At 42.6% G+C, this 12347-nt stretch carries 11 protein-coding genes; all 11 read right to left on the reverse strand.

The genetic code is table 11. From position 1 onward, the window contains the following. Positions 1–107: 107 nt before the first annotated feature. Positions 108–1067 (reverse strand): VOC family protein, encoded by a 960-nt coding sequence (locus tag ACFRAK_RS18645; RefSeq protein ID WP_394572227.1) that lies wholly within the window; start codon positions 1065–1067, stop codon positions 108–110. 40 nt (positions 1068–1107) lie between these two features. Beyond that, positions 1108–1896 (reverse strand): SDR family NAD(P)-dependent oxidoreductase, encoded by a 789-nt coding sequence (locus ACFRAK_RS18650; RefSeq protein ID WP_387596008.1) that lies wholly within the window; start codon positions 1894–1896, stop codon positions 1108–1110. A gap of 43 nt (positions 1897–1939) precedes the next feature. Next, positions 1940–2449, reverse strand: a complete 510-nt coding sequence (locus tag ACFRAK_RS18655) for an aromatic-ring-hydroxylating dioxygenase subunit beta (RefSeq protein ID WP_076371322.1) — start codon at positions 2447–2449, stop codon at positions 1940–1942. Between the two features lie 21 nt (positions 2450–2470). Beyond that, positions 2471–3772 (reverse strand): aromatic ring-hydroxylating oxygenase subunit alpha, encoded by a 1302-nt coding sequence (locus tag ACFRAK_RS18660; RefSeq protein WP_387707297.1) that lies wholly within the window; start codon positions 3770–3772, stop codon positions 2471–2473. 38 nt (positions 3773–3810) lie between these two features. Further along, the gene (nadX, locus tag ACFRAK_RS18665; protein WP_260285044.1) at positions 3811–4596 is read right to left on the reverse strand and encodes an aspartate dehydrogenase; all 786 of its coding nucleotides are present in this window, start codon (positions 4594–4596) and stop codon (positions 3811–3813) included. A gap of 16 nt (positions 4597–4612) precedes the next feature. Beyond that, positions 4613–6058 carry an aldehyde dehydrogenase family protein gene (locus tag ACFRAK_RS18670; RefSeq protein WP_394572228.1) on the reverse strand — a complete coding sequence of 482 codons (1446 nt, stop codon included), beginning with the start codon at positions 6056–6058 and terminating at the stop codon, positions 4613–4615. 12 nt (positions 6059–6070) lie between these two features. Next, positions 6071–7759, reverse strand: a complete 1689-nt coding sequence (locus ACFRAK_RS18675) for a thiamine pyrophosphate-binding protein (RefSeq protein ID WP_387707305.1) — start codon at positions 7757–7759, stop codon at positions 6071–6073. Positions 7760–7789: 30 nt separating this feature from the next. Beyond that, the gene (locus tag ACFRAK_RS18680; RefSeq protein WP_387595997.1) at positions 7790–8581 is read right to left on the reverse strand and encodes an SDR family oxidoreductase; all 792 of its coding nucleotides are present in this window, start codon (positions 8579–8581) and stop codon (positions 7790–7792) included. An 85-nt stretch (positions 8582–8666) separates the two neighbouring features. Then, entirely contained in the window at positions 8667–9605 is a 939-nt protein-coding gene (locus tag ACFRAK_RS18685) for a VOC family protein (protein WP_387707301.1), read from the reverse strand. A 123-nt stretch (positions 9606–9728) separates the two neighbouring features. Next, on the reverse strand, positions 9729–10262 hold the full coding sequence (locus ACFRAK_RS18690) for a cupin domain-containing protein (protein ID WP_394572229.1): 534 nt from the start codon (positions 10260–10262) through the stop codon (positions 9729–9731). 291 nt (positions 10263–10553) lie between these two features. Next, a complete protein-coding gene (locus ACFRAK_RS18695; RefSeq protein ID WP_076371338.1) occupies positions 10554–11369 on the reverse strand; it encodes an IclR family transcriptional regulator in 816 nt (271 codons plus the stop codon). Positions 11370–12347 lie beyond the last annotated feature (978 nt).

The following is a 12347-nucleotide window of genomic DNA, read 5'->3' on the forward strand; positions in this document are numbered from 1 at the left end:
TGAATAGGAGGGAAAATGGCTAGGTTTTCGATTTAATGACCACTGGAGTTCGTTATTTCTTGACAAGTGCTCTGCTGAAACCTTTTGATTGATCCATCGTTACATGTTTACTCATCAAAACGTTCTAACAATTCAATAATGACTTTATAGGCCGATGTGGTATCCATATAGGCATATCGGCCTTTTCCGTTAAAAAAGTTACCTGTCTGTATGACCGGATAGCCCATTTCCTCTAACATCTTCATCTTATCCTCCATGTCTTTAACGACAAAAGAGATATGGTGAACACCCTCACCATATGTTTCAAGATGATCTTTCCACGTACTAGGTGATTCACCCGGCTCGATCAATTCAATTTGAATTAACGGGGTATCGATGAACATATATTTTGATTTCCCTTCAGTGGGCTTCCCTTTGTATATCACGTTTGTAATATCGGTTGAACCAGAATGAATGATGGGAGGTTTTTCAATACCTAATAACTTACAATATGCCTCTGCAGCCGCATCCAGGTCTTTTACAACTAAGGCTAGCTGTTCCACTTTGTTGGTCCCTAATAGCGGCTGAACGCTTGCATCTTCTGGCCTCTCCCATGCCGTTTTTCTTGGCTCTGCACTTTCAAGCAGTTCAACTAATGATTTGTGATCATCCAGTGTATCCACATATACATATCGGCCGTCACTTGAAGTGAATTCACCTGTTTGCAAAGCTGGGTAGCCGCTATTCCCCATGATTGGCAGCCTCTTTTGGATAGAGTCTACATCAAACGCTATATGGTGAATCCCCTCACCTACTTCATCCAGGAACTCTCGCATCGTTCCTGGATTTTTATCGGGTTGTATAAGTTCGAATTGGACGGTTGGTGTATTCAGAAAAGCCAGTTTGGATTGTGATCCCGTTGGTACACCTCTAAAAGTGACTTTCGAAACAGAACTGTCACCGGTTAGAAATGGTTCTGCCTTCTTTATGCCCAGCAGTCTTGTGAAAGCTAGATTAGCAGCCTCAATATCTTTTACAACAAATGCGAGTTGATTAATCTTCCTACTGCCCAATAGTGATTCAGCCATACTTATAAACCTTCTTCCCATAGTTTATTCTGAAATGAACTCAACCCAGTCCGCGAACTGACAATCCTCCATCACTGGAGATGACTTCGCCGGTAATTGCACGCGCTGCGTCCGATGCTAACAGGACATATGCAGCTACATGATCTTCGGGCATCTGTGCAAGCTGAAGAGGGTTTCTTTTTTTAATGCTATTTGCCTTCGTTTCATTATCCACGATTTTAACGAATGGACGCAGGGGAGGAATGACCGATAATGCTGTCAGAGTGCCGCCAGGCGCTACAGCATTCACCCTAATGTTAGGAGCAAGTTCAAAGGCAAGTTGGCGCATCAATCCTATTTGGGCATGCTTGCTTGCTGTGTACCACACCCCGCCGCCATCCGGATAAAAACTGGCACCGGATACGGTGAAAATAATATTGCCATTCGTTTTTTGCAATTCTTCAAGAGCGGCTTTAGCACCGAAAAAAGATCCTTTAACGTTAATATCGATCAGAAAATCATATGCTTCGGAAAGTGCATCGGGAGTTACGTCGGCAAATTTAGCAAATCCATCAAAGACACCTGCATTAGCAACGAAAACGTCCAGCTTTCCAAATTGCTCGACTGTGGCCTGTACAGCCCTCTCATTGTCTTCATATTTGCTTACATCGCCTTGGTTAATGAGAATCTCTTCACCAAATTCCTCTTTCATTTTCTTTAGCGTTTCTATCGAGCGGCCGATGATGCTGACTTTTGCCCCTTCTTGTATAAAACGTCTAGTGACAGCCTCTCCGATACCTGAATTGCCCCCGGTAATCAACACTACTTTATCATTTAACGCCATTGCCATTGAAACCAGCCTCCTTGTTATCTCATTTATATCCAAGTCAATATTATACGAAGATAGCAAGATTTCTGGTATTTATCGTTGATTGATCAACAATGAATATCCGTTTGGAAAGTTTCCATTTACCTTCTTCGAAAATGAATTCATCATTTCGTTCCCCCGAAATCAAATCATGTTGAATATCCGTGCTGCGGCTTCGATAGATAAGCAAATAGCTCTTTACAACTGCCTTTTCACCTTCAACATAGTCTTTAACGCGTACATTAGAGACAAAACGCCGTGTTCTTGACGGCGGTATTTCCGCCCAAGCATAATCCGTTTTCAAACGATCCACGCGCAGTTTAAGCAGCTCAATATCATCATTAAATGTAAACATTTCCGTTGAATAATCCGGGCGTTCCACACCTTCTTTATTTACACGTACAGGCATTTGATAACGCAAGCTCGAGTGCATTAAATCGAACCAGTCATCAAATTCAATATCATCCAATAGTTGAGCTTCATCATACAGCCACTGTTCAAATTCACATTTGAGCAACATTTTCTCCACATTCATTTCCGTTCCCCCTCCCGCTTATCATTTCGTCATTAACTCTAGCCAGTATTTGTAAAAATTCCTTTGGCTCGCTTCAGTGAATTTATCATCGTAAGCAACACCCGGCCCTATAAAATCAACTGGTTCACGATGAAGGCCCATTGTATAATTGTAGGTTAAATTCTTTAGGAAAGGCATTGGGCCTTGGGCTGCTTCAGTAATATCCGTAAACACTTCCGTATCATCCTGTTCGAAAATACCGGATGGGCTAAAGGTCAATATAAATGAATCTCTTGATCTATCTTTCCAATCTTGGGAGGCGTTCTTTTCCACGAGCATCCAAGCGATCACTTCCATTTTATTGTGACCGATTGGCCGCCACATTCTAATTGAAGTGTTGGAGATGAATTGGTCCTTGATTTTTGTATGGGATATTAAAAATGATAAATTGGGGAAAACGTTCCCAATCATATTCTTTAAGTTTGATAACACTCCATATTGTTCTTCAGACAAATTAGTTTTAAATTCTTCTTTCAATTCTTCCGGGAAAGCGAATCCAGGGTTAGGTGTCCCTAAGTTCAGTCCATGCCCGTTATCTGTATGGATTTGAAAACCGCGCTTTGAATAGGTAGCATTTGGAACCATGCCCAGTTTGGCAATGGAACCGTGTGTGACCATCGTGTGATAGGAATCACCAACAAAGTTATCGGAACCAACTTTCCAGTTGGAATTGACAACGAATCTTTGCGGAACCCCGATTACTTCCATTTCTGCACGACCTACGAGTATATCCAAATACCATTTAATGTCTCCAAGAAACTCTTCAAGCGGCTCTGCATCTTCATTCCAAGTTCCAAATAAAAGACCTTTATAGGATTCAAGCTTCACTTTATGAAGGCCCATTTCCGACCGGTCAAGGTTGCCCCCGTATATGTCCTTTTGTAATGGCACCCCTACGAGCTCACCAGTGTTTTTGAAATTAAACCCATGGTAGGGACACGTAAATGATGACTTGTTTCCTTTATCTGCACGGCATAGTTTCATTCCGCGATGTGTGCACATATTATAAAACGCCCTGATTTCCCCTTCACCATCACGAGTGATGATGAGCGAGTAGCCAGCCAGTTCACGGGTCATGAAGTCTCCTTTGTTGGGTACTTCAGAATCATGACCGATAAAAACCCATGTTTTCAGAAACACTTTTTCATGTTCTATATCATAAACCTTTGGGTCTCCAAGGAGGTATGCAGGTATAGCGCCTTCCTCTGGTTTAACCGTTTCATTCAGATAGTCAATAACTTGTTGTTTCGACATTTCTTCTAAGGATTTATCAGTTTTAAGCATACTTTTTCTCTCCCTTCCAAGCTTTGCACCATAAGTCTTTACCCGATTTGAACGCTCTTTTCCTTATTTTGCAGAGTAGCCAAAACACTTAATGCCGCTAGATAACTCGTTTTCGGATTATTTGGCATCGGATCATTTTCCACTTCCAATTTCAGTTTCCCGAACGAACCTGACGCTTCTATCAGGTGATTGTTTTTTAACACATTCGGATCGGCAATGATTTTCACTTTCGTCTTTTCAGATCCAAGACCAGCCATGGACAGCACAATCGCAACATTAATGTTTCTCGGAAACTGTTTGATCGCTTCTGCAGCAGATCCTTCAAATAATACCGTTTCTTCTGTCACTGTAGAACCTGCAGGCAATGCGTTTGGCGGTTTTCTTGTGGTGATGCAAACAGATTCAAGGCCATTCACCGCCTTTGCTGACTTAAGTACATCGAGACCTCCAATCGCACCAGACGGAAGGAGAATATTCACGTTATTCATTTTGCAAATCTGATTTGATTGTTCTTCAAAGGCACGATTCGCCATCACGCCAATGCTGCTCAGCAAGAGATCCTTCCCGCTTTTAAGCACTTTCAATGCATACTCTTCAGCTGCTTCGATCGTTGCAGCCTCTATGACTAATTCTACATCGGATTGAAGGAGTTCATCGACATCACTATATGGCTGAGTCCTGAATTCTTCAGCTAGTTGTGCCGCGATTTCTTCACGGCGGGCATAAATCGCAACGATTTTCCCACCTGGAAGAAGCCCGTCCTTATTAATGGCCTGAAGCAGAAATTTACCGATATTACCGCACCCGATTAAACCTAATTTCATGTAGTTTCATCCTTCCTCAATCAGCAAACCCGTATGAGTCCGCAAAAAATTCCAGCCCGCAATGTCTTGTTTCCCGGGAAACACCACTTTCTTTTAATCCTGGGAAATCCAGAGCCAAGTCGCTGAAAACGGTATGATTATTTTGGAAAACAGCACCAGCTTCAAGGCGATCTGCCATTTCGACAGCGATATCTTCATTCTCGGTCCAAACAGAAGCACGCAAGGCAAACTCACTATCATTGGATAATTTTACAGCTTCATCAATACCATTGAAAGGTAAAATTGGAATGATGGGTCCGAATTGCTCCACCCGAACTAATTCGCTCTGCTGATCGACGCCTGTAATAATGGAAGGACGCATATAATAACCTTTATCCCAAGTTTCCGGATTCAGCTGGATGCCAGTCGTGATTATATTTCCTCCTGATTTTGCGGTACGTTCGATCAAGCCATTCACAAAGTCAAATTGTGCTTTATTATTCAATGGACCCATTGTCACGTCAGGCTGAATGCCATCACCAATTACCATCCGGCTAAACTCTTTGGTCAGCTTTTCCACAACCTCATCATAACGTGATTCTTGGACGTACACTCTTTTTACTGCAGAACAGACCTGACCCGCTGCTCGTAATATCCCCATCCTCAAACGTTTGATGGCTGCTTCATCCATATTGGCATCTTCCAAAATGATGGCAGGATCATTTCCGCCAAGTTCCATATATACCTTTTGCAGATTTCCAGCTGATTTCTGCATGATATCTTTTCCGGTTTCCGTACTTCCGACAAACGCCAAAGTCCGTACGCGTGAATCGGAACATAGTTTGTCGCCGATCGCTTTTCCTGATCCCGAGATTATATTGATGACCCCTGGAGGAAAATGTTCAGCAACTACTTTTAAACAGGACATTATCGTTAACGGGCAATTCGTTGCAGGTTTTACAACAACGGCATTGCCTGCCAAAACAGCAGGTATGACCCGTTTAAAGGTTAATATCATTGGAGAGTTCCACGGTGTGATAATTGCGGTGACACCTCTTGCCCTTCTTCGGATCTGGACTTTTTGTTTTCCAGGGAGCACTTCAGGCTTCCACCAATCAAGTAACTCTGCTGCACAGCCCTTCATGACTTCAACACAGCGCAGTAAATCCTTTTTAGCTTCAACAAGTGTTTTGCCATTTTCACGTACAAACACTGTAACATTTTCCTCAATAACTTTTGAGAGTTCTTCTGCCGCAGTGCTCATCCGTTTGGCCCGTTCCCCGATATCAGAGCGAGACCACGTTTCAAAAGCATTTTCTGCCGCTTCAATCGCGTCATTCACGATTTCTTCAGAGCATTTCGCCACCTGGCCAACTACTTCCGATGTATATGCCGGATTTACTACATCGACTTTTTCCGCCGATTCTTTCCATTCTCCATTAACTAGGTATTTTCCTGAAACAAATGGGTATGTCGAAATCATTGTCAATCCTCCTTATAGTTTTTTGGGCTTGAACGCTTCCGCAGCTCCCGGAGGTCCGCCAAATGGCTTGGCCATAGGCCCCACAGCTTCCATATCAACAACGATCATTGAGGGTTTACGTCTTTCCTTTGCCTTTTTCAGTTCGGATATGAATTCATCTCCAGAACCAATACGGACAGCATCAAAATGCATGGACTCAGCCAGTTTCACAAAATCAGGACTCAATAAATCCACGGCTACCTGCCGACCATATGCGGCTGTTTGAATATTGCGAAGAACCCCATAGCCTGAGTCATCGAACAATACGATGATAACTGGTAAGTTTTCTTCGGCTGCAGTAACCATTTCCCCGACATTCACCATAAACCCACCGTCTCCAGCCATAAGAACAACGGTTTTATCCGGACACCCCATTTGGGCACCGATTGCTGTTGGAAGACCTTGACCAATTCCGCCGCCTGATGCATGAATGGATGTTCTCGGTTCATAGACTTCAAATAAACGGCTGCCCCAAACGTTTGCCTGTACGGTTACATCTCGAACCAGAATGGTATCGTCTGGTAATATCTCCCTCATGCCATCCACAAATTGCTCATAAGGTCCAAGCGTTTCCCTTAGTTGAGCGCGCACTTCATTTCTAAGCGAAAGAACTTCTTGTAAATAAGAAGGCTCCGCATGAACTGAATGTTCATCGAGTTTTTGAATGATGGCAGCTAACATATCTTTTGCATCACCAACCAATCCTAACGTGGCTTTATAGTTCCTGTTAATGGCCTGCAAATCCGCATCGATCGCTATATGTTCTTGTGGCACCGGCACTTTCCAGTTGGATGTTTCGTTCCCCCTAAACCTTACACCTACGCTAATCAATAAATCTGCATTTCTTAAAAACTCTTTTGTTGTTTCATATGCTGCAAAATGTCCGATGCATTGTTCGTGGTTTTCTGGAATCGATCCTTTTCCTGACTGACTTGTTATAACCGCTGCACCAAGGAGTTCCGCTAATTTTTGCAGCTCTTGCGATGCATTGGCACTGATGACTCCGCCACCTGCCCATATTACAGGACGGCGTGCGCCTACGATTTTTTGCACGGCTTTTTCAGGAATAAATGGCAATGAATTTGGTTCAGATGTTGAGGCCCGCAGCCCCTCGAGTGAAAGATCTTCTATGATCGCCGATTGAAAGTCAATCGGGATTTCCAATGTAACCGGACCCGTTGGTGCAGTTAAGGCTTCTTGGATCGCCTTCCTTACCACTGCTGCAGATTGGTCAGGGTTTATAAGCCTCACTGCATTTTTACAAGCTCCTCTCATCATTGAAAGCTGGTCTTTACACTCATGTATGTATCCTTTGCCTGTACCAAGATAAGAAGAAGCCACTTCACCGGTAAGATGAAGAAGGGGGACACCAGCTGCCCATGCTTCCACTAGTGAACCAGCAGCATTTCCTGCCCCTGTTCCGGTACTTGTAATCACTACACCCAATTTCCCTGTGGCGCGGGCATATCCATCAGCCATATTTACGGCACCGCTCTCACCGCGTGAACAAATGAGTTTGATGCTCCCTTCTCTAAGAATTGCATCATAGATTGGCATATTGTGAATACTGACAATCCCGAAAGCAGCTTCCACTCCTGCTTGGACAAGCTCCTTTACGATGGAATCGGCGGTCGTAAACTCTAGTTCTTCTTGTATTTTCATCACGTTATCCTACCTTTTTTAGTAATATATTTATAGTGCCTTTCCGATCGCTCCTGCCGTCTCAATCGTCGAACCCGCTACATAACTTGCTTTGTCTGAAGCGAGGAAAACGATGACACTGGCCACTTCTTCCGCTTCACCAACGCGGCCAAGAGGAATGTTCCGTTTTTTCGCAAGGTCTCCGTAATACTCTGCCGGGTCCATTTCAGGCGCATTTTTCAATCTTCTTCGCTCCCATTGATCCGTCCGGATCAATCCAAGACTCACTGAATTAACCAATATATTGTCAAAAGCCAATTCCTGGGACAAGGTTTTGCTTAAATTAAGGAGACCAGCCCTTGCTGCTGCAGTCGCTACCATATGACGTTCAGGTTCTTTAGCAAGCGTTGCATTAATATTAATGATCCGCCCTCCTCCCCTTTTCAATAAATGAGGATGCGATGCACGAACGGCATATATGATGGCAAAGAACTTTAACTGAATCTGTTCTTCCCACTGCTCATCTGTTATGTCAAAAAAGTGACCCATCACGCTTTGACCGGCTGCATTCACCAATATATCGATTCCGCCAAACCTCTCAGCGGTACAATTAATGAAAGAATCCACATCCGATTTTGAGGTGACATCACATGTTGATGCAAAAATATCAGCCTCTTCACCAAATGAAAGCAATTGTGTTTGTGCACTCTCCATACGCTCTGCACTTCTGCCGCATATAGCCACTTTCGCTCCCTCAGCCAGAAACATTTCTGCTGTTTTTAATCCCACGCCCGACGTGCCGCCCATTATGACAGCAACTTTCCCTTGCAATCCTAAATCCACTCTCGTCACTCCTTTTCTAAACCATTTTCCTTAAACGCTTTTCCTAACTACGCACAAGAATAATGGGAGGAAATCAATATCTTCCTCATTTTTCCGCCATGACTGAATCATCTATCTGAGAATCAACCCAGCCTTGATCGGGATCTCCTCCCATTGCTTTGCGGGCTTCTGGCTTCGGCGGACCTGCAATCCCCCATTGATCCATTAAATGCGGAACCCGTTTCCATACACGTGCTCTCCACTCCGATTCATCTTCGATTGTTTCCAGATAACATGTATACTCCATAACAAAACCGCCTGGGTCTTGAAAATAACAGAATATATTGTCTCCAGGCCCATGACGTCCAGGTCCCCAAAGTTCTGACAAGCCCGCTTTTCGCACATTGCTTATTCCCCGCATCAGTTCATCCACGGAATCGACCTCGTATGCGATATGATTGACTGACGCATGCTCATCTTGATTGAAGGCAATGGAGTGATGTTTCCTGTTACATCGCAGGAATGACATTTGGTGCTCACTCCAATCAGTAACTTTAAACCCAAGTACATCCGTGTAAAACTCAACGATCATATCCAAGTTCTTCGTGTTCATTACAACGTGGTTCAGTTTCACTGGATCAACATTTTTCTTGCTCCATATAGACGTTTGTACTTCCACCCAAGCCGAAAGCTCTATTACGCGGTTTTCCGGATCAATAAACCGCAGGCCATAACCGGCACCTGCTTCATCCAAATATCCAGGCGGTTCAATAATTCGAACGCCCTTCGACTGTAATATCCCTGCTGCACGATCCACCGCATTTTTATCGACCATGCCAAAAGCTATATGATGCAAACCACGTTTTTCTCCCTTGTGAAGGCTTAAAATATGATGTTCCGGTCCAGCCCCGCGGAAATAAACCGTATTCCCCTCTTCCGGAACATCCACTCTATCCAGTCCCCAAACCTTTTCATAAAATTCTGCTTGATCATCGAAATTCGGAGTTATCATGCTTATATGTCGTAAATGAGTAATCCCAAGCATTTTTTATACCTCCCATAATTTAGATTGGCCTTTAGATAAATTGCATGGGCCATATTTAACAATCTAATCGAAAAGGGCGCCTCATTAATTTTCATAATGCAGGTGCCCTCTTCGGCTAAATAATCAGTCTTTAATAATGGCTTCTCTTTCTTTAGCGCGCTGTTTACGCAGTTCTTCCAGGTCACTGCCTTCAGGATATTTCGGTAAGTTAGGCTTCACTGCCCCTAACATCACGAGCATGCGCGCCTCAACATCCCCGTCATTTCTAATTCCCCGATAAACCCCTGGTGGGCTACTGATGCAATCTCTCGCACTTAATTTAATTTCATGCACTTCGCTGTAGCTATCCTCTTGAATTAATGCCGTGACTTCACCCTCTAGAATGAAAAACACTTCTTCAACATCGTCGTGAAGGTGCAAAGGACCGATACATCCCGGAGGCAGCACCATTGTACTTAAAGTGAAATGTTCACCTGCAATTACATTGGTATCGTTATTGGCAGTGGCACCACGTCCGATATATCTCATCTGTGCGCGTCGATAAGCGGGATCGATTTCTTCCTGGAACTTCAAGACATCCCAATCAAGCGAACGGTCTTTCAATCGGGCAACATATTTTTTTTCAAAATCCTTCACTGAAAAAGCTTCTTTTGTCATTTTAAAATTCCTCCCTTATTGGTTGTTACTAAAACGTATTATGTTTTACAAGCAAAACAATGTTTTGTCTATGAATTAAGTCTAAAATGAAACCGCTTCAATGTCAATTAATTTTTAGAATATTTAAAACTATTTTTATAATTCGAACGCTTGGCGCTTCGGGATAAACGTGTAACGATATAATCTAATATCCGCTTTTATTAAACAAAAAAAAGTGTGGATACCCTATTGGGAGATCCACACTTTCGAAAAAGGTTATTAACTTATTAATAGATTGGGGCTCAGGTAAGATCAGACATCTTCGTGCTGATACGGCTTAACCCCGCTATATCCCATATAAACGGATAACTGCCGAGAAACTTCCAAAAGTTTCGGCAAGGCAATTTTATCGATGAAATCCTCCTGGTAAGCAGACTCAGTTGCCACGACATTCAAGGCAGCCAATACTTTCCCAGTCCGGTCAAAAATCGGAGCGGCAACAGAACGGATGCCAGGGTGGAATTCCCCGCTTGTCATCGAATAACCATTCTGCCGGATTGAATCCAGCTGTTTTTGAAATTCACCCGGCGCGGTGAGTGTTTTGTCTGTATAAGGTGTCAGGTTTGAAATTTTGAACATTTGCATTAACATTTCTTTCGGTTGATATGCCAAAAGTAATTTTCCATTGGCCAATGCATGTGCCGGCAGCCGTAAACCTATATTTACATTGACAGCGGATACCCCTCTGATTGGGGCACTTCCAACATAAACAACTTCCTGCCCATCCAAAATGGATAGATGGCAGGAGGCTCCGATTTCATCACGCAAGTTCTCCATATATGGTTGGACAATTTCCTGGAATTTCAAGCTATTCAAATAGCTGAATCCCAATTCAAGAACCTTTGGGGTTAAACTATAACGTTTGGTATGTTCATCCTGAGACAAATAACCGATATTTTGTAATGTGAATAATAAACGATATGGTACCGTTCTGCTTACTCCCAGTTGTTTTGCAATTTCTGAAAGAGACAAACTCGGCTGTACTTCATTAAAGAGCTTTATGATTTCCAATCCTCTAACCAATGAATTAGCGCTATATTTCTCTTTCTCTTTTTCTTCGCTTGCCATTCGAGAATTCCCCCCGTTGTAAATAAATCTCATTTTCTCCTGAACATAACCCATTCAGTAAAGCTTTCTTCATACCTGGAAAGAAGAACTTGCAGTATATGTACATTTTTTTCTGGAAGTTCTGGAAGTTCATTTTGTGAATGTTTTTGATGCATACTTCCAATGGATGCATACCTTTGTCTGTAAAATCCGTTCCATAATCATTGAACACACCTGAATTCAGCTGATCACATAAATGGCCGAACTTCCCGAACAATGAAAAACCCGGAATTAGGAATCAATGTCCAAAAAATTCTTGACTCACTATCAGTTCACCACAAGACCAAAGTCGGAACAGATATTGAAGATAGGATGTCCACTTTATCCTGGGGAAGCACTTCGGCCAGATGTGTTTCGCTTACTTAACTAGACAGAAACAGAGGCTCCAGTAGTGCACTGTCTCTGTTTTGCATGTTCATCTGATTTACGTTTCGATGGATTATAATCCATTTAGAAATTTCCGTTCACTTTCATCCATTCTAACAACAGCTGCCCAACAAGTCACATCAGATATGATCAATGCCTTTTCCACTTCCGGAAAACGGCTAGTAGAATCGAGAGCATAGCCGAGCCCATCAAATGACCAAGCAGGTATCCCCTAGTTTCCCAAACACTGTTGGATAACAAGCGCTTTTATTACCCTTTTTTCAGATAATGAATCGGGCATCCTTCTAATTGTCTAATTGCATCCCTTCTAACCATTACTCTTCATGTTTAATTAGAATAGTGTATATGTGTCAATTAAAGCATATTTACATATATAAAACTATTTGGAAGCCTAGCTTAATTGACGTATCGATAGAAAAGCTTGATAAAACCAAATATAACGAATATTACAAATGAAAACAAATAAAGAATTATACATCGATATATTCTGCCAAATCATAATTTTTCCATATTAAGTATTTCATATACAAAACAATATAAATGAATTATAGA

Source organism: Peribacillus sp. NPDC056705 (assembly GCF_043656335.1).